Below are 19332 nucleotides of genomic sequence, written 5' to 3'. Positions count from 1 at the left end.
TGTGCTTGGGAGAGGGTGCCTAAATGCCCTTTAAATCGCCTTTGAGCACGCGCTGTTCAACTTTTGACCAACCAAAAAAGATTATATGCATCAATAAGTTGAAAGATTGCTTCAAAAGTATTGCGACGCCCGTCACATTCTGGGTACACGAGTATTTCAATCCCTTGACGCTGTGCAAAACCGTGCTTTGTTGGCCCGAAAAATGACAGTCAATGCGCCAGGCCCAGGATGCCGGCGGCGGCCAGGGCAAAGCCAAACAACCACGTGTAAATCCAGCCGACGAAGCCATATTTTACGATCGTCATGGGCCAGCCCTGCCGGTAAACCCGTTTTTGCATGATCAGCAGGTAGATCGGGATCCAGACGGTCAGGGCGACCTGGATCGTGCCCAGCACATAGATCACCCAGTGGGCATGTGGGGTAAGCCAGGTTTGGAGCATCCCGGCCAGCGCAAACAGCAAGAGGCTGGCGAAGATGAAGGCGTGACTGTGCAGGGCGACGATCAGGTGCTCCATGTAGAGCCGGCGTCTGAACAGATAAAACACCGCCAATACCAGCGCGAAGACGGGGATCAGCACCAGCATGATGCCGGGCAGGGCGCCGAAGAGATTGGTGATCAGACGCTCCTGCGCTTCCCGTCTGGAGGAAAGACTGCCGCTGGATAGCGCCTTGATGTTTTCGACCATGTGAATGCGCAGCAAGGTCAGCCGTTCATTGGCGAAGTCCGGCAACCAGCCGATGTGTACGGGTCCCGTCGCCTTGGAATAACCGTCTTCATGTTCCGATGCCTGGACCGGGGCTGACGCCGTGGACGCAGCGGCCGCTGGCGACTTGCCCAGGTCGATCAGGCGTTGCTTCGCCTCGTCGCGATATTTCTGCTCGGTGGCGTCGATTTGCGACACGATTGTCGCGTTGCCGGTCGGGCCGGTGTTGTCGGCGCGCGCGGCCTCCAGGATCGCCAGCTTTTTATTCAGATCCCGCTGGACATCGCTGGTGTCCGTATCGTCCGCGAAAGAACCGCTCTGACCGATCAGCAACTTCTGTTGCCGTTGCTCCGCAGAACGACTCGTGATCAGGTCCGTGTCGATGTGAATCACGAACAGGGAAAGCAGACACATCACGAACATCAATCGGAACGGTGCGATGTAGCGCACGCGCCGGCCGGAGAAATATTCCAGCGTGAGGAAACCGGGCTTGAACATCAGCGGCGGCAACGTGTGAAAAATGCGTCCGTCGATATGCAGGAACGTCTCGAGGAATTCCTCCATCAAACCGTGCACCGGCCGCAGCACGCTGTGCACGGATTGACCGCAGTGATGGCAGTACTCGCCCTCCAGCGGCGTCGTGCAGTTGGCACACTGGAGGCCTTCGAATGAGGTCAGTTCCTTCATTGCTCAATCCCCTGCATTTCAGCGTGCGATCTTGGCACAGCTGGGCTGGAAAGGCTCGGGTACAATCGATGTTCGCAGAGACGTTTATTCCATGACATTTATCCACATCGACCGTGCCAGGGCATCGCGGGAGATTCGCGCCACCGTGCACCTCGCCCTGCCGCTTATGCTGGCGCAGCTCGCTGCGATCGGCAGCAATGTGATTGATGCTGTTCTAGCAGGGCATGTCAGTGCGCATGTGCTGGGCGCTGTCGCGGTGGGTGCCAGTGTGTGGTCGCTGGCGATTGTCAGCGGCATCGGCATGATGATGTCGGTGCCCCCGTCCATATCGCAGCTGGATGGCGCGGGGCGTCGTCACGAAGCGGGTTCGGTGTTTCGCCAGGCCATCTGGCTGGCCTTGGCTATGGGCGTATTGCTGTGGTTTGCGGTGCGGCATGCCGAGCCTCTGATCCGGCTCATCGGCGTGTCGCCGGGGCTTTATATCGATGTGGGCGAATTTCTTCGCGCCATCAGTTGGGGCGCGCCTGCGTTGACCTGCTATTTCGCGCTGCGTGGTTTATCCGAAGGGCTGTCCATGACCCGGCCGTCGATGTATTTCAGCTTCGGCGGATTGCTGTTGCTGGTGCCGCTCGGATACGTCTTCATGTTCGGCAAGCTGGGTTTGCCACCGCAAGGCGCACGCGGATGCGGTATAGCGACGGCGACGGTTCTGTGGCTGGAGATGCTGGCGTTCGGCATCTACGTGCTTTGCCATCGCAACTATCGCGGGCTGGGGATCTTCGACTGTTTCGAAGGGCCTAATCTGCAGCGCATCGGCGCGTTGGTGCATATCGGGTTGCCGATGGCCATCACGCTACTGGCCGAAGCAGGGTTGTTTGTTGCCGCGGCGTTACTGATTGGCAGCATGGGCGAGGATGCCGTGGCCAGTCATCAGGTGGCCATCAATGTGGCATCGCTGTTCTTCATGATCCCACTGGGATTGGCGATGGCGATCACGGTGCGTGTTGGCAATGCCGTGGGTCGAGGCGACGCGTCGGGTGTTCGCTATGCTGGGTTCTGCGGTATTGGCCTGACCCTGGTGACGCAGGTTGTTTCGGCGGCAGTGATGCTGGGATTCCCGCGCGCCATCGCCTCGCTTTACACCCATGACCAAACGGTGATCGCGCTGGCGGCGCAGTTGCTGCTGCTCGCCGGCCTGTTCCAGTTCTCCGATGGGATCCAGGTCGCCTCCAATGGCGCGTTGCGCGGTTTGAAGGACACCCGGGTGCCGATGGCCATCACGCTGTTCGCGTATTGGCTGGTCGGCATGCCGGTGGGCTGGTGGCTGGCCTTCCACGCCGGGCTGGGGCCGCGCGGTATCTGGATGGGCCTGATCGCCGGACTGAGCATGGCCGCGTTGCTGCTGTTCGTCCGCTTCTGGCGCAGCTCGCACCGGCAGCAACCCGGGACGTTTGGCCCTGTTGCGTCAGACAGGGCGGATGCCACGATCCCCTCATGACCTGCGTCGTGTGAACCGGTACGCTGGCGGAAACCACCAGGAACTCTTCGATTTATGAGCACACCCCCGCCCTTGCACCAACACCCGTCCAATGGATTCTGGGCTTTCCTGCGTGTGTTCGGGCGCGGCCTGAATGTGGTGCGGCTGGTGATCATCAATCTGATATTTTTCGGATTCCTTTTTCTCCTGCTGCTGCTCTGCGTGGGTATCAGCGCGGGCAGCCACGTCAATGAAATCCGCGAAGACAGTGTGCTGGTGCTGCGGCCGCAGGGCAGACTGGTGGAACAGTTCAGCGTTAATCCGTTGCAACGCGCGCTGTCCAAACTTTCCAGAAATCAGCCGACCGAAGTGCAACTGCGCGACTTGACCAGCGCCATCGATGCGGCCGCGAAGGATCCGCGCATTACGCGCATCGTGCTTATTCCCGATGAGTTGCAGAGTGGCGGTTTCGCTGCGCTCAGTGAAGTGGGCGCAGCGCTCGATCGCTTCCGCGCCGCCGGCAAGCCGGTGCTGGTGTGGGGCGCGGAGCTCGATCAGTACCAGTATTTCCTCGCGGCGCATGCGGACCGCATCCTGCTCGATCCGCAGGGCGGTTTGATGATTACAGGCCTGTCGAACTATCGACTGTTCTACAAGGACTTGCTCGACAAGCTCGGCGTGAATGTCTATCTGTTCCGCGTTGGTCAGTACAAGAGCGCTGCGGAGCCTTTCATCCTCGATCACGCATCGCCCGAATCCAAGGAAGCGGATAGCTACTGGATGGGCGGTTTGTGGGATGGCTACATCAATCAGGTTGCGAAACTGCGCAAGCTCGATCCAGCCGTGGTGCGCGCGGATATCGACGATCTTCCCAATCGCATCATGACGGCGCAGGGCAATCTGGCCAAACTTGCCGTCGATGAACATCTGGTCGATGGACTCGCCACGCGCGAAGAGCTGATCAGCATGCTGCGTTCGCAGGGTGTGCCGGCAGGCAAGGACGGTCACAGTTTCCGTCAGGTCAGCATGGATCGTTATACGGCGAGCATGTCGAACCGCAACAATCTGCTGGGCTCGGGTGTCACCGTCGTTGTCGCGGAAGGCGAAATCACGTCGGGCGATCAACCGGCCGGTTCGATTGGTGGTGAATCCACCGCGGCGCTGATCCGCGCTGCACGCGAAGACGATCGCACCAAGGCGCTCGTGTTGCGTGTGAACTCGCCGGGTGGCGAAGTTTATGCAGCCGAAGAGATTCGCCGCGAAGTGGAACAGACGCGCAAGGCAGGCATCCCTGTCGTCGTATCGATGGGCGACGTGGCGGCCAGCGGCGGTTACTGGATTTCAATGAATGCCGATAAGATTTATGCCGAGCCGGATACGATCACCGGTTCGATCGGCATCTTCGGCATGTACTACACCATCCCCAACACACTGAGCAAAATCGGTATCACCAGCGATGGTGTCGGCACCGGACCGTTGGCGGGTGCGTTCGATATCAGCCGTCCGCTCGACCCGAAGATCCAGCAGGTCATGCAGTCGATCATCAACAAGGGTTATCGCGATTTCGTCGGTGGCGTCGCGCAGGCGCGCGGCAAGAATTACGACGCGATCGATACCATCGCCCAGGGCCGCGTGTGGACCGGCGATCAGGCGGTACAGCGTGGCCTGGTCGATCAGCTCGGTGGCTTGGATGCAGCGGTTAACGAGGCAGCGGGTCTGGCCAAGCTCGGCAAGGATTACTCCGTGCGCTACCAGGAGCCGCCGACCGGCACGCTGGAGCGCTTCTTCGTAAGCTTCAGCCAGAATGCGATGGTGGATGGTCTGCAGTCGTACGGCCTGCGGTTACCCAGTTGGGTGGCGCAGCTGCCGGCGATGGCGCCGGAATTGCAGATGTTGAGCACGGCACACGTGGGTCAGCCGAACGTGTATTCGTACTGCTTCTGCTCGGCGCATTGACGATGTGGCGCGGCGGTTGGCGCCGCGTGCCGCAAAAGATTAATCCACGGCGGCGTTGTAATAGCCGCCGTGTTGCGTTGTGCGAATGGGCATGCCGAATGCTGCGGTGAGCGCCGCATCGGTCAAGACATCCATCTTGCTGCCTTCGTGCAACACGCGGCCTTCGCGCAACAGCACGACGTGCTGGATCTCCGGCAAGATCTCTTCGACGTGATGCGTCACCAGCACCAGCGTTGTGCCGTGCTGGGCGAGATGGCGCAGGCTTTCGAGAAAGCGCCGGCGGCTGGCAGGGTCCAGTCCGGCGCAGGGTTCATCCAGCAGAAGTGCGCGCGGACGATGCACTAGCGCGCGTGCAATAAGTACGCGACGCGCTTCACCGGTGGAAAGGCTTGCCATCTCGCGGCCAACCAGATGTGAGGCGTCCATCTGCGCCAGCGCATCGTGTGCACGTTCACGCATCGAAGCGGTGACCTGATGATCGACCCACAGCCCGCGCGCGGAGAAAAAGCCGGAGACCACGGCATCGAACACTTCAAGCGGGGTGTCGCTGGTGTAATCCAGTTGAACGGCCGGCGAGACAATGCCGATCAGGCTGCGCAGTTCGCTCACGTTCCAGCGATCACGGCCGAAAATGCGGATGACCGGCGTGCCGTCGCGGCGCGCCAGCGGATAGATCTGGCGCGCGATGAGTCGTATCAACGTCGATTTGCCGGAGCCATTGGGTCCCAGTATTGCGGTGTGCTGCCCCATGGCGAGGTGCAGGCTCAGCCGGTCCAGAATCAGTTGCTCGCCGCGCATCACGCTTGCTTCGGTGATATCGAGCAACGGGGTGGCGTCGTCGGAGAGGTGCGGCATGCTATCGGAATTCATGCCATGAACGATGCCTGCAAATGCCCATGCTTACAAGCGATGGACGTACAGACGTCCAAACGACTTTTGTAAGTCGAACGCTTATTGTGTTTGTTGCTGAATTTGCTGCTGTTCGTTGTCTTGTGCCTGATTCGCCTGCTTCGCGACATCTTTGGCGCGCTGCTCGTCCTGCTTTATGGCGCTCCACGGCGCATTGCTGGTCTGTGCGCTCGTGGCGGCCGGGGCCGGAGTCGATTGCGCCGGCGGCGGTTTGTCGCTGCATGCGGCGAGGGTCAGGGCGCACAGCAGTGCGGGAGCAATCGTCATCTTCATGGCATCGGCCTCGATCGGCGAGAGATAGAGTGTCCCGCGCCGTGGCGCCCAGGACAAGTCGATCGTGTAAGCTTTGCGCATGAACAGCCGCATCGACGCCTGGCAGTTGCAGGGCCACACCGCTTTGATCACCGGTGCCAGCAAGGGCATCGGTTATGCGGTCGCGCGCGAGCTGGCCGGCATGGGGGCCAGCCTGCTGCTGGTGGCGCGCGACGACGATTATCTCGAGCAGGTTCGTATCGAACTGACGGACGATTTTCCCGAGATCGACGTACTGGCTTTTGCTGCCGACGTCAGCGAAGCCGAGGATCGTCTGGCGGTGTTCGACTGGATCGCGGACATGGACGCGCCGGTGTCGCTCCTGATCAACAACGCGGGCGGCAACCTGCCCAAGGCAACGCTTGATTATGAAGAGGACGAATACCGCCTCATCTTCGAGCAGAACCTGTTTTCGGCATTTGAAATGTGCCGTCTTGCCCATCCGCATCTGACCGAACATGCCAATGCGGCCATCGTCAACGTGGGATCGGTGTCCGGCATCACGCATGTGCGCACCGGCTCGCCGTACGGCATGACCAAGGCAGCGCTGCACCAGCTCACGCGCAATCTGGCGGCGGAATGGGCGATCGACGGCATTCGCGTCAACGCGGTGGCGCCCTGGTACATCCGCACGCAACGCTCCGAGCCTGCACTGGCGGATGCCGATTATCTGGACGAAGTGCTCGACCACACGCCGCTACGCCGCATTGGCGAGCCGGAAGAAGTGGCCGCAGCGATTGCGTTTCTCTGCTTGCCTGCCGCGAGTTACATCACAGGCCACGTGTTGGCCGTCGATGGCGGCTTTCTCCATTACGGATTCTAATTCGCGCCACGCGAATACTTTTCCACAGCTTTTGGGGAAAGGTTGGTAGCAAACCTGTGGACAACTTCGTGCGGCGCCCATGTAACAACGGCTTGCATGAGATTGCGCAGAATTTACTCAGCAGTGGCTGAGTTCGGCGAGCAGTTCGCTCTCGCGTTGTTGCAACGCCAGTTGATCGCTCTTGAAGGCGCGCGACAACTTCTTTTCGGTGTCGTCGTATTGACTACGCAGTTCGGAGCACGTGTCCTGCGGCGACATCGGCTGACACTGGTCCTGCACCTGCGTGTAGTGGCTGGCGACCATGGCGGCGTTCGCCGTGACGCGGGGTGATGTCTGACCGAGCGGCGTCGGGATGATGCCAGTCATCGCCAGTGGTGCGTAATACGGCGCCGGATTGCCGTTGTTGCTCAGGTACGTCTTGCCATCGGTGGCGCGCGTGCAGCGATACATCAACGACGGCGGCGTAGTTGGCACAGGCGGCCGTGGCGCGGGTGTTGCGGCGGTCTGCTGTGTGTCGTTTTCATCCGCTTGAGCGGGTGGGGTTCCGGGCTCGTTGTCGTCGAGCTGCAGGGTCTGTTGTTTCTGGTCGTGCTTGCACGGCGCGCCCTGATACGTCACCTGTCCCTGCGCCGAGATGCATTTGTAGGCGGTGACGGTGTTGTCCTGTGCATGCGCGAGCATCGTCAGGCTGCCCAGAAGCAGCCCACAGAGAAACAGCATGCCGACGCCAAAACGGTTCATGCATCGATTCTAGTGGTGAAACGTGACCCACGCCGGTCGATCAGAACTCGACGTCGTGTTCCTCGGCGGCAAAGCCGATGCAAACCGCGCCTTCGCCGACGTTGACCATGCCGGTGATGCTCATGGGTGCTTGCATCAGCGTGACGTTATGTTCCTGGCAGGCCTGTTGCAGCTTGTCGTAACCGGGCAATTTGGGTAACTCGGCCAGATCGCCGCCGTAGGCCGCGCACATGACAGGTACCAGCAAGCCGGCGCGTACGCGATCGGCGGCATAGCTAAACAGTGTTTCGCAACCGTGTTCCCAGCCACGCACTTTGCCGACCGGGCTGGTTTCGCCACGGTAGCCGCGCAGCAAGGGTTTGATGTCGAGCGTGGAGCCCAGCACCGCACTGAACAGGCCCACGCTGCGATCGCCTTTTTTCTTGGCGCGCGCGCGCAAGTAATAAAGGTCGCGCGGGAGCATGTAGCCGTAGGAATTTTCCGCGATGTAGGCCAGGCGTTCGCGGATGGCGGCAGGCGTCTCGTTCGCCTTCATCAACCGCGCCGCCTCGACCACGCAGGGCGCCGTGCCGGCGAACAGGCTGCGCGTATCCATCACGCGCATCAGAAAGGGACCGGTCAGGCCGGCGCGCTCGCGCACCTGCCGATAGTTTTTCAACACGCCGAAGCTGGCTTTCACGACATGATCGTAGATCGGGCTGCGCGTGGCGGTGATGGTCAGGCAGAACACGCAGTCCTTTTCCAGCACCAGCTTTTCCAGGAACAGCTTCTGTACGTCTTCCACCGAGCATGGCTCGGTCTCGGCAGAGTGGCTGCGGCTGCCCAGTTTGAGCCGGAGGAAGCGGTCGATTTCGGCGGGATTGCGATCGTCCTTGAAGACGGAGTCGTTCACCCGCACCGCGATGGGCATGACGGAGATGTCGTGTTCGAGCAGAAAGTCCTGCGGGAGGTCGCAGGAGGCATCGATGGCCAGACCCATTCGCATGTAGCTAATCCTTCCACTTTCGTTCGCGCGGCCAACATAGCATGCGTCTACGACATGTGATTGCGGCACTGCGCCAACGTTCAGCGCAGCGTGCGGTATGTGTTCGTGTCGAACGCATCGACCTGCACTACTTCATCACGCGCTGCCTGCGCCTCGGCCAGGGCCTCGTACTCTTCCCTAGTGATGACACCCGCAGCGAGGCCAAGTTCGTCGAGCTGGTCCTTATGCGCCCGTTCCAGCCGGCCTTCGCGTACGGCGTCACGTAATTTGGTTTCGACGGGAATGGCGCGCACGGCTTTTTCCAGTGCGGCTTCCAGCTGGCCCAGGCCAGGTTCGTCCGGGCCGGGGACGTAGATGTCCGGCGTCAGATTGATGCGGGCTTCGCGGTCCTCGAGGATCGCGCGCGCCGCACGTTGACCCAGCAGGTCCGACGGCGGACGGCGGTGCGCACCTAGCGGGAATACGAGGCATCGGGCGAGGATTGCCAGCGGACCGGGGAGATTGTCCAGCACCCCGCGCAACGCTTCCTGTGTACGAAAGAGGGCTGTCGTCACGCTCCAGCGCGCCAGGTCGTAGTTGGAGGCGAACTTGGTTTCGTCGTGATAGCGCTTGAGCGCGGCGGCCGCGAGGTATTGCCACGCCAGTGCATCGGCCAGGCGGCCGGAAATCTTTTCGCGCCGCTTCAGCGAACCGCCGAGTGTGGCCATGCACATGTCGGAGACGAAAGCGAAAGCGGACGCATAGCGCGTGAGGTGCTGATAGTAGCGCTTCAATTCCGTATCGATGGGAACGCGTGCAAGGCGGCTTCCTGTAAGCGCAAGCAGCAGCGCACGCACGCCGCGCGTGAAAACGAAATTGATGTAGCCGAAGGTTGCGACGTCGAACTTGACCAGGTTCTTGTCGGCAATCGCATCGATGAGTTTGGGCACCCACGGATGACAACGTATCGCGCCCTGGCCGTAAATGATCATCGAGCGCGTCAGGATATTTGCACCTTCGACCGTAATGCCGATCGGCACCGACATCCACATGCGCGACAACGCATTGCGCGGACCGCGTTGTATGGCCGCGCCGGCACGGATATCCATGGCGTCGCTCACGACCTCGCGCATCGCGTCGGTGAGATAGGCCTTGGCGACGGAGCCAATCACTGCGGGTTTCTCGCCCGCATCCAATGCCCCGCAGGTGAGCGTGCGCGTCGCCGTCATCAAATACGTAAGACCGGCGATGCGCGCGAGCGGCTCTTCGATGCCTTCGAAACGGCCAATCGGTGTGTCGAACTGTTCGCGCACGGTCGCATAGGCGCCGCAAATACGCGTGGACATTTGCGCAGCACCTACTGCGAGAGCGGGTAGCGAAATCGAGCGGCCTGCCGCCAACGATTCCATCAGCATGCGCCAGCCGTTTCCGATTTGATCGGTGCCGCCGATGATCGCGTCGAGCGGCACAAAGACATCCTTGCCGACGATGGGGCCATTGTTGAACGGCACACCCATCGGATCGTGATGGCGGCCAATGTCGATACCAGGCAAATCATGCGGAATCAGCGCGCATGTAATGCCGCGATCAACCGTCTCGCCGAGCAAATGATTGGGGTCTTTCAACTGGAAGGCCAAACCGATCAGCGTCGCGACCGGCGCCAGGGTGATGTAACGCTTGTTCCAGTTGAGCCGCAGTCCGAGCACTTGCTCGCCGTTCCATGTGCCACGTTCGACAATGCCTTCCGATTGCGTGGCCGCTGCGTCGGAACCGGCTTCGGGGCCGGTCAGGGCGAAGCACGGAATTTCCTGGCCGGTAGCGAGGCGTTCGAGATAACGTTTTTTCTGTTCGTCCGTGCCGTAATGCACGAGCAGTTCACCCGGACCCAGCGAGTTGGGCACCATTACCGTGACTGCTGCTGCAATGGAGCGGCTCGCGATGCGCGTCACCACACGCGAATGGCCGATCTCGGAAAAACCAAGTCCGCCGAACTCTTCCGGAATCACCATGCCGAAGAAGCGTTCGCGCTTGAGGAAATCCCACACTTCCGGCGAGAGATCGCGATCTTGCTGGACCTGCCAGTCATCGAGCATCGCGCATAGCTGATGCACCGGGCCGTCCATAAAAGCCTGCTCTTTGTCGCTCAGCGGCTTGCATTGGAAATCGGCGAGATATTTCCAGTCGGGTGCACCCGTGAAAATTTGCGCGTCCCACCAAACGGTGCCTGCTTCCAGGGCGATGCGCTCGGTGGCGCCGAGTTTGGGCATCACGCGGCTCAGCGCGGGAAGCAGCGCACGCGCAAATAACGTGCGGCGCAATGGCGCAAAACCGGTCACCACGGCCAGCAGTATCGATGCCAGCAAAAGCGGCGTGAACAGCATCGGCGTATCGATGCCGCACAAGTACCAGGTCAGGAACAGCACGGCGAGTGCGCCAACCCATGCCAGCCAGCCGCGGCCGATATAGGCAAAACCGAACAGCACGATCAGTGCAACGATCCAGCCGCAGGCAAGCATGCCACTCTCCTTCATCGGGGTGCCGATGGTGAAGTGTGCCACTTCAAGGGAATGCGAATATGGCGGCACTAGGCTCTAATATAGGACTATGCGATTTGGCATCTTGCCGGCGTGGCGTCGCCGGCTTCGCACAGCGAAGACTGCGCTGTGCCTGACGAAAGAGATGGCATGAAGACCAAACACGAGATCGTCACCAACTGGCTGCCGCGTTATACCGGTGTGTCGCTCGACCACTTCGGTCCACACATCCTGCTTACCAACTTCGGCCACTACGTGGATCTGTTTGCCGAATGGCACGGGGTGGAAGTGCAGGGCCGCGATCGCCCGATGCCCAGTGCTACTGCCGACGGCATCACACTGATCAACTTCGGTATGGGCAGTCCCAATGCGGCGACGGTGATGGATTTGCTTAGCGCGATCGAACCGAGTGCGGCGTTGTTCCTCGGCAAATGCGGTGGCGTAAAAAAGAAGAATCAGCTTGGCGACCTGATCCTGCCGATTGCCGCTATCCGTGGCGAAGGCACAAGCAACGACTACCTGCCACCGGAAGTTCCTGCGCTGCCGGCTTTCCAATTGCAACGCGGTATCTCCACCATGATTCGCGACATGGGTCGCGACTATTGGACCGGCACGGTCTACACGACCAATCGTCGCGTGTGGGAACACGACGAAACGTTCAAGGAATACCTGCGCCGTACGCGATGCATGGCCGTCGATATGGAAACCGCAACAATTTTCGCCGCCGGTTTTGCCAATCGAATTCCCTGCGGTGCGCTGCTGTTGGTGTCCGATCAGCCGATGATTCCGGAAGGAGTGAAGACCGAACTGAGTGATCGGTCTGTCACCTCGCAATATGTGGATGCACATATCCGCATCGGTATCGAAGCGTTGAAGCTGGTGCGCCGCAATGGCCGCAGCGTGAAGCATCTGCGTTTCGAAGACGAGCCCAACGAATAGAAAAGCGTGCCTTGAATGTCCGGCATGGCACGCGGGACTGGAACGGTTGCGGTGCGTTTCAATGCCGGGGCGCCGTGCCCACAAAGACCGCACCTCGGCCTGCCGATATAACAACGAATACCGTGGCCACGCCTTAATTTAAGGGCGGCCGCCCATCGTACACCTACCTGTCGCTTGGCTGTCAGCCATTGACTTTTTGTTACGAAGCCCCGTAACGTCGACCTACAGGTTGTTAGGTAGTCGCTAAATTCTGGGAAAGACTATTGGCAACCTGTTGGGGAAGGGACGGGGAGATAAGGCGATACGCAGACTCGGTGCGGGGATTTCCCAGCCGAGATGGGATCTGCGTGCCTAGTTCTGCCCCGACTAAAACTTATTTCTGCTGGGGGCTCACAATTCATGAATGTTAAAAAACACGTGCCTGCATCCAAGGCGACGCAGACGCGCCATACCGCATTGGCCCTAGCGATTGCGCTGGGCTTCGGCTACGCGGGACACGCACACGCGCAGGCCACCACAGGCTCGATCACCGGTAGCGCGCCAGTCGAGGCAGGCGAAGTCGTCCGGTTGCAAAACGTTGGAACGGGCCTTTCGCGCGATGTGCCGGTAGATTCCAGTGGCCGTTACTACGCCGCCAGTTTGCCGACGGGTACCTACACGGTGTCGCTGGTCAGCAATGGCCAGGTGGTCGCCTCGCAGGAAAACGTCCATGTGACCGTGGCCGGCGCCGTTACCGTGCCGTTTGCCTCGTCCAAGGAAACCAAGAATCTGGGCACCGTGACGGTGACCGCCGATTCGGTGCCGCAGATCGATGTGACCTCGACGCGCCAAAGCGCGGTGATGACCTCGCAGCAGTTGAAAGATCTGCCGATTGCGCACAATGCGGAATCCATCGCCATTCTGGCGCCGGGCGTGACCTTCGGTGGTTCCAGCCTTGGTACGGGACCGAACGGTGCGCCGCTGGTCTCGATCGGCGGCAACGCCGTCGTCGAAAATGCCTATTACCTCAACGGCTTCAACACCACCGATCCGATCGGCGGCGCGGGTGGCATCACGCTGCCGTATTTCGCGATTGCCGAGCAGCAGACCATTACCTCCGGTTATGGCCCCGAGTACGGCCGTTCGACCGGTGGCGTGATCAGCCAGGTTGGTCAGCGCGGTAGCAACCAATGGCATGCGGGTGTGTACGTCGACTACCGTCCGAGCTGGGCGGAAAGCAGCTACGACAACATCACGTACTCGAATCCGAACACGCCAGTGGGTATCACCACGCCGACAATCGGCGGAGTACCCGGTACCGCTTACCTCAACGGCCATCAGGGCACGACCAATTACCCGGCCGGATACGGCCAAATCGAAAACGGTCAGCGGCAGAACAGTGACTGGGAAACGGTGTACGACGCCTATCTCAGCGGCCCGCTGATCAAGGACAAGCTGTTTTTCTTCCTGACCGCCGAATGGCAGCACGACAGCAATCAGGCCGGCGTGGCGCAGAACGGTCTGACGACGCCGACGGGTTGGGAATCGACCTCCACGTCCTCTCCCAAGCTTTACGGCAAGCTGGACTGGAACATCAACGACAGCAACATTCTTGAGTTGACGGGTGTCAAGAGCGACTCCAACCTCAACAGCAACAACTACTACAACTACAACTACTCGAACCAGAGCGTCGCCAATTACTACGGCCCGGGCTTGTTGACCAAGAACGATTTCAATCTCGGCGTCCTCAAGTACACGTCCTACATCACCGACGACCTCACACTCGAAGTTCTTGCCGGGCAGATGCAGGGCAAGTATTACGTGACGATACCCGGCGGAAATGTTCAGCCGGTGATTTATGCGCCGGGTTTGTCGTCTAGCACGCCGGGCTACTCCAATCTGGCTTCGATCCCGAATTTGTATCCGACGCAGCAGGGCAATCCGGATCACACCTCGAAGGTCAACAATCTGCGCATCGACCTTGATTGGAAAATCACGGATACGCACGAGTTGAAGTTCGGTATCGACAACATGCAGACCCACGACGATCACGACGGGTTCACCACCCTCGGTGGCGGTGCCTGGGTCTACAACGACGGCAACTCGCTTCCGATTTACGCGACCACTGCGCCCTACGTCACGACGCCCGTCGCCGGACGGTATGTGCAGGAGAATCTCGATAGCTCGGATATCAACCTGGCAGTCCGTCAAAAAGCGCAGTACATCGAAGATCGTTGGCAGGTCATGCCGAACCTGCTGCTTGACCTTGGCATACGCAACGACTCGTTCATCAATAGCGCGCCAGGTGGCGTGGAATACGTGCGCGAGACCAAGCCGCAGTGGGCGCCGCGTCTGGGCTTCAGCTGGGATATCTTCGGCGACAGCACGGCGAAGCTGTTCGGTAATGCGGGTCGCTACTATCTGGCGTTGCCGACGGGTCTGGCTGCACGCAACTCGACCTTTGGCACCGTGAATGGCGAAGTGACCTATACCTACACGTCCATCGGTGCAAACGGTGTTCCGCAAGGCCTGACCCCGGTGCCGGTGGTTCTGGCCCCGGGTGTGACCAACCCAGGTTTCTACTCGCCGGATGGCGAGAATGGCGTGATCGGCAACGGCAAGGATTACGCGTCGAACAACCTGAAAGCCGAATACCAGGATGAATTCGTTCTTGGTTTCCAGAAGACCCTCGGCGATACCGGTCTGGTGTTCGGCACGACGGCCACCTATCAAAAGGTGAGCAACTTCGTCGATGACACCGACCTCGTACTGCCGGACGCTGTCGTTGGAGCCCTGGTCAATCCAGGCAAGGCCAACTACATCCCGCAAGGCAACCAGCTGGTCGAGTGGAATCCGAACACCGGGCAGGGCGTTCTCTGCAATCATATCTGCACATTCCCGACGCCAGAGCGTAAGTACTACGGTCTGGAGACGTATCTGGAACACACCTGGGACGGCAAGTGGTACGGCAAGGTCGACTACCTGTTCTCGAAGTCGTGGGGTACGACTGAGGGCCCGACCGACACCGCGATCGGCCAGATCTCGAACCAGACGCAGATTGCAAAACAGCAGGGTGGTCTTTCCGGTTCAACCACGGCGCAGTGGGACTTCCCCGACCTGATGCAGTACAGCAACGGCGAGCTGCCAAACAGCCGTCGTCACACGCTGAAGGCCTTCGGTGCGTATTCCATCACGCCCGAGTGGCTCGTAAGCGGCACCTATATCATCCAGTCTGGCGCGCCGAACGAATGCTTGAGCGGTTACGGCGATATCATTGATCCGGATGAATATGGTGGTTCTTACCAGCACTTCTGTGGTGGCGTACCCGCGGGCAATTCGACAACCGGCGTCGGTTATGGTGGCTTGCCATCGCCTCCGGGAGCGAGTGGTCACACGCCGTGGATCCATCAGATCAACCTGGCGCTGACGTACATACCGGTATGGGGCAACAAGCACCTTACGTTCCAGGCGATGGTTCATAACCTGCTCAACGAGCAGAATGCCCTGCTGTATGTCTCGGGCTATATGCAGACCGTCACCAATGGCCAGGGCGCTTACAACCCGGTCTACAAGACCCCGCTCTCGCTGGAAGCTCCGCGCTACGTGGACTTCAGCGTGAAGTTCGACTGGTAATTCCCGATCGTCATTCACCGGTGCCCGAAAGGGCGCCGGTAACGGGAGCAACAAAGAAGGCCGCCGGTTATCTGGCGGCCTTCTTCATTTCAGCGATTGAGGCGTTGAATGAGCGGCTTCAGAAAATCCTGATATCGCGGACTGCGCGCCGTATCGCCTCGTATCGGCTGGCGCACTTGCGCCGCACTGGCTGTGCTATGCACCTCGCGCTGCGTCTGATGCGGAGAGAGGCACGCGACATCAAAAGGCAGTTGGCAGAAGGCAAGCAAGCGGCGAATCTGCGCTTCGGGTTCTTGCACCAGGGTCTCGTAGGCAAGATCGAGCATTTGATCCGGGTAACGTTCCTGCCAGTAGTCGCTGAGGCATTGGTAGTCGTTGTAATAGCTGGCCAGGTCCTCCAGGTCGTAGCTGAAGTGGATGCCTTCGCTGAATAACTGGCGGTAGCAGGCAAAACAGGTTTCGACCGGATCGCGATGACAGTTGATGATTTTGGCGCCCGGCAACATCGCACGAATCGCGCCGACCCACTGCCAGTTCAGCAATCCCTTGTCGGTGAAATAAGGGCGCTTGGTGCGCCAGCGGGCAGTGCGGGCAAGATAGTCTTTGCCCAGTCGCGCCCAATCTTCCGCCGAGGCGTCGGGCACCCAATGGGGAAACTCTTTGCCGCGTCGTTTCGATTCTTCATCGAGAACCTGCGAGAGGTCGCTGATCTCGTTTGCACCTTCCACTAGCGGGTGCGAAGCAAGAATGTGTTCAACCAGTGTCGATCCGGAACGCGGAAGACTGGCGATGAAAATCACTTCATGTCCCAGGACCGGATCGAGCGGAACTGGCGACGGATCACGAAAGACGTTAGCAATCGCATCGACATGGCCATGCCCGGCCACCGCATCCCATTGGACCAGCTGGCGTTTGAGTGCATTGGCTTCTAGCAGTGCCTGAAAGGCGCCGGCGTAGTCACGCTGATCTTCGAGGGCTTTGTACAAACTAAAACCCAGCGATATGCGATCGTCGTTTGAAAGCTGCTGGTTTTGCAGGATGTGGTGGATCTGTCCTGCATCCGCCAGCGTTAGTGGCTCGGTTTTCAGATTGGCCAATCCCTGCCAGGCCTGCGCTTGATCGGGTTGCAAGGCCAGCGATTTGCGGTATTGGGCAACCGCGTCGGGGATGTTGCCGCGTATCGTGAAAATGTCTGCGAGCGTGTTGCGCGCAGCGATATGCCGTTCGTCCAGATTGAGGGCGCGTTGCAAAGCATCTGCGGCCTCGTCCAGTTGCCAGTGCAATTTCAGCGCTTTACCGAGGTTGTACCAAGTTGAGGCCTGCTTGGGGGCCAGTTCTGTGGCTCGGCGCAGGTAGACAAATGCTTCATCGGTTGCGCCAGAGTCGTAAAGGGCACCCCCCAGAGTCGTGAGGGTGCTCGGGTCATCCGGGCGTTGCTTTGCGGCTTTGCGCAAGTACTCGGCGGCGGTGATGCTGTCGCCACGCATCTGACAAGCTATGCCATACAGGAACAGCGCGTTGGCAAAGCCGGGCGCCTCGGCCAGCACGCGTCTCAGCGGTTGTTCGGCCAAATCAGCGCGCCCTTCGGATAACGCTCTGCCGGCTTCGCTCAGCCACTGGCGCGCTGCGGGGGAGAGGGAGGTGGGCGGCATGGGTTACCTGATGCGGATGGTTTCAGAATCGATGCCAAGTCTTGCATGTTCTTCACGATAAAGAGTGGCCGCATGACGGCAGACGTTCCGCTTGATGGGGTGTGCGATTACCATGGAAGACGTCATGCGACCTCATAAAGGGTTACGGCCTTGATTTACTGCTTCCCCGCTATTCTCAACTCCGGTGAGCTGGCTGCCATCCGGCCCAGACTGCAGGGTGCGTCTTTTATCGATGGAGCCGACACGGCGGGTTGGTCTGCGCGTGAGGTGAAGCGGAATCTGCAAGTGACGTCGGGTACACCCGAATACGAGCAGATTGCACGCACCGTGCGCGAAGCCTTTATGCGCAGCGGTGAATTGCAGACGGCACTGCTGCCGGCGGCGGCGACGTCGGTATTGTTCAATCGCTATCAACAGGGCATGGAATACGGCCCTCATGTCGATTCGCCGATCATGGGGATTATGAGCAATGCGATACGTAGCGACATTGCCATCACCATTTTTCTCTCCGACCCGCAAAGTTACGATGGCGGTGAGTTGACCGTACTCATGAACGGCATCAGCAGTCAGTTCAAGCTTGAGGCGGGTTCCGCCATTGCCTATCCCGCCAACACGTTGCACCACGTCACACCGGTTACCCGCGGTGTGCGCGATGCGGCGATCATCTGGGTGCAAAGCCAGATTCGTGATCCTGCGCAGCGGGAAATATTGTGGGATATGGAAAACGCCAAGCGTTTGACTTTCAGTCGCGAAGGCAAGAGCCCGGCGTTCGACCTGATCAGCAAGTCGCGAGCGAACCTGGTTCGCATGTGGGCGGACACCTGACGTAGGCTGCGCGATAAGCGCGTGGCTTTTGCTGCGGCCGTTGCATGCATTGATGACACGTAAAAAAAAGACCCCATGCGGGGTCTTTTTCAAAGCAGCGCGTTTTCAGTAGCGCGGAATGCTCGAGTCGATTTCCGCAGCCCAAGCATCGATGCCACCGTCGACGCTATACACCTGCGTAAAACCATGTGCAGCGAAGCGCTCCGCCACGCCGCGGCTGGAAATGCCGTGATGGCACATGAAGGCAATCGGCGTGTCTTTCGGCAGCGCGGCGAGTGCGTCGTAGCCTTCTTCTTCGAGAACGCGTGCCTGCGCGAGCGGGGCGGCGATCTGGCGGCCTTGTGCCGGACGTGTATCGATCAACGTGATGTTCTTCGCAGCGAGGCGTTGCTGCAGTTCCTGCACGCTCATCGAACGGATTTCGTTGGCATTGGGAAACTTCAGGCTCAGGCCTTCGCCCTGCATCGTGGAAACCCAATCGATCACGATGCCTTTCGCGCGCTGCGCACTGGCCGGATCGAAATGCACTTCGATGCCGTTGGCGTTGACGACGATATCGTGATCGTGACCCGGTGCAAGCTGGAAGCCGGCGCTGTGGTCCGGGCCGATTTCCAGATGCAGTGCCAGACCCTGTGCATTGGCCGTGCCCTGACGGATCGCTTCGGCAGCCTTATCGGTAATCGTGATTTCCGGCGGTGTGCGATCCGGCGCTGCGGCACCGAACAGCTGATGCAGTTCGCCGCTGCCATACATCTGGTGAATGATGTCGGCGCCGCCGACCAGTTCGCCGTCGACATACAACTGCGGGATGGTCGGCCAATTGCCGAACTGCTTGATGCCTTCGCGGATTTCCGGATCTTCCAGCACGTTGACCGTGTGGTAGTCGGGCAGCAGTTCGTTGAGCGTGTTGGTGGCTGCGGCGGAAAAACCGCACATCGGCTGATGACGGGTGCCCTTCATAAACAACACCACGCGGTGGTCTTTGAGCAGGGTTTCGATTCGTTCGCGGGTGGGGGTGTCGAGGGACATGCAAAGGGCTCCGGGGAAGACGGACATTGTATCCCGTCGATATGCAGGCGGCGGAGGCGGGTTCAAGGTTTTGTTTCTGGCTCCTCCCCCTGCAAGGCAGGGGGAGGTTGGGAGGGGGTAGCTCTTCGCCAGGTTGATTGGCCCCTCCCCAACCCTCCCCTGCGCGTA

Annotated in this window: 14 protein-coding genes; 6 read left to right on the top strand and 8 right to left on the bottom strand. The window is 59.9% G+C overall.

Annotation, left to right across the window (positions count from 1 at the left end; translation table 11 throughout):
• Positions 1-209 precede the first annotated feature (209 nt).
• Complete coding sequence (locus EKH79_RS10045) at positions 210-1391, bottom strand: DUF3667 domain-containing protein (protein WP_126673646.1); 1182 nt, start codon at positions 1389-1391, stop codon at positions 210-212.
• A 91-nt stretch (positions 1392-1482) separates the two neighbouring features.
• On the opposite strand from EKH79_RS10045, the gene EKH79_RS10040 reads away from it, so the two are divergent.
• Positions 1483-2889, top strand: a complete 1407-nt coding sequence (locus EKH79_RS10040) for an MATE family efflux transporter (RefSeq protein ID WP_126673645.1) — start codon at positions 1483-1485, stop codon at positions 2887-2889.
• Positions 2890-2943: 54 nt separating this feature from the next.
• A complete protein-coding gene (gene sppA, locus EKH79_RS10035; protein WP_126673644.1) occupies positions 2944-4824 on the top strand; it encodes a signal peptide peptidase SppA in 1881 nt (626 codons plus the stop codon).
• A gap of 39 nt (positions 4825-4863) precedes the next feature.
• Here sppA and EKH79_RS10030 read toward each other — a convergent pair whose 3' ends face one another.
• On the bottom strand, positions 4864-5679 hold the full coding sequence (locus EKH79_RS10030) for an ABC transporter ATP-binding protein (protein ID WP_126673643.1): 816 nt from the start codon (positions 5677-5679) through the stop codon (positions 4864-4866).
• Positions 5680-5775: 96 nt separating this feature from the next.
• Positions 5776-6087, bottom strand: coding sequence for a hypothetical protein (locus EKH79_RS10025; protein WP_233590261.1), 312 nt, complete (start codon positions 6085-6087; stop codon positions 5776-5778).
• On the opposite strand from EKH79_RS10025, the gene EKH79_RS10020 reads away from it, so the two are divergent.
• Positions 6086-6868 carry an SDR family oxidoreductase gene (locus EKH79_RS10020; protein ID WP_126673642.1) on the top strand — a complete coding sequence of 261 codons (783 nt, stop codon included), beginning with the start codon at positions 6086-6088 and terminating at the stop codon, positions 6866-6868. The two genes, EKH79_RS10025 and EKH79_RS10020, sit on opposite strands and share 2 nt — an antisense overlap.
• A gap of 117 nt (positions 6869-6985) precedes the next feature.
• Here the strand turns inward: EKH79_RS10020 and EKH79_RS10015 are convergent, their stop codons facing one another.
• From EKH79_RS10015 to EKH79_RS10005, 3 genes are all read right to left on the bottom strand, one after another.
• On the bottom strand, positions 6986-7609 hold the full coding sequence (locus EKH79_RS10015; RefSeq protein ID WP_126673641.1) for a DUF4124 domain-containing protein: 624 nt from the start codon (positions 7607-7609) through the stop codon (positions 6986-6988).
• Between the two features lie 40 nt (positions 7610-7649).
• On the bottom strand, positions 7650-8594 hold the full coding sequence (locus EKH79_RS10010; RefSeq protein WP_199754217.1) for a DegV family protein: 945 nt from the start codon (positions 8592-8594) through the stop codon (positions 7650-7652).
• A gap of 80 nt (positions 8595-8674) precedes the next feature.
• Positions 8675-11089 carry an acyl-CoA dehydrogenase gene (locus EKH79_RS10005; RefSeq protein ID WP_126673640.1) on the bottom strand — a complete coding sequence of 805 codons (2415 nt, stop codon included), beginning with the start codon at positions 11087-11089 and terminating at the stop codon, positions 8675-8677.
• Positions 11090-11257: 168 nt separating this feature from the next.
• Here EKH79_RS10005 and EKH79_RS10000 point away from each other — a divergent pair, with 168 nt between their 5' ends.
• Together EKH79_RS10000 and EKH79_RS09995 are read left to right on the top strand one after the other, a co-directional pair.
• Entirely contained in the window at positions 11258-12046 is a 789-nt protein-coding gene (locus tag EKH79_RS10000) for an AMP nucleosidase (RefSeq protein WP_126673639.1), read from the top strand.
• Between the two features lie 399 nt (positions 12047-12445).
• Complete coding sequence (locus tag EKH79_RS09995; protein ID WP_158621225.1) at positions 12446-15658, top strand: TonB-dependent receptor; 3213 nt, start codon at positions 12446-12448, stop codon at positions 15656-15658.
• 89 nt (positions 15659-15747) lie between these two features.
• On the opposite strand, the gene EKH79_RS09990 is transcribed toward EKH79_RS09995, so the two are convergent.
• Positions 15748-17310 carry a tetratricopeptide repeat-containing sulfotransferase family protein gene (locus EKH79_RS09990; RefSeq protein ID WP_126673637.1) on the bottom strand — a complete coding sequence of 521 codons (1563 nt, stop codon included), beginning with the start codon at positions 17308-17310 and terminating at the stop codon, positions 15748-15750.
• A 150-nt stretch (positions 17311-17460) separates the two neighbouring features.
• Here EKH79_RS09990 and EKH79_RS09985 point away from each other — a divergent pair, with 150 nt between their 5' ends.
• Positions 17461-18135, top strand: a complete 675-nt coding sequence (locus EKH79_RS09985; RefSeq protein WP_126673636.1) for a Fe2+-dependent dioxygenase — start codon at positions 17461-17463, stop codon at positions 18133-18135.
• Between the two features lie 105 nt (positions 18136-18240).
• On the opposite strand, the gene grxD is transcribed toward EKH79_RS09985, so the two are convergent.
• Positions 18241-19164 (bottom strand): Grx4 family monothiol glutaredoxin, encoded by a 924-nt coding sequence (gene grxD, locus EKH79_RS09980; protein WP_126673635.1) that lies wholly within the window; start codon positions 19162-19164, stop codon positions 18241-18243.
• Positions 19165-19332 lie beyond the last annotated feature (168 nt).

This window comes from Dyella dinghuensis, from assembly GCF_003977615.1.
In the GTDB taxonomy this organism is placed as follows: Bacteria; Pseudomonadota; Gammaproteobacteria; order Xanthomonadales; family Rhodanobacteraceae; genus Dyella_B; species Dyella_B dinghuensis.
This window is presented reverse-complemented; position numbering and strand designations above follow the sequence as displayed.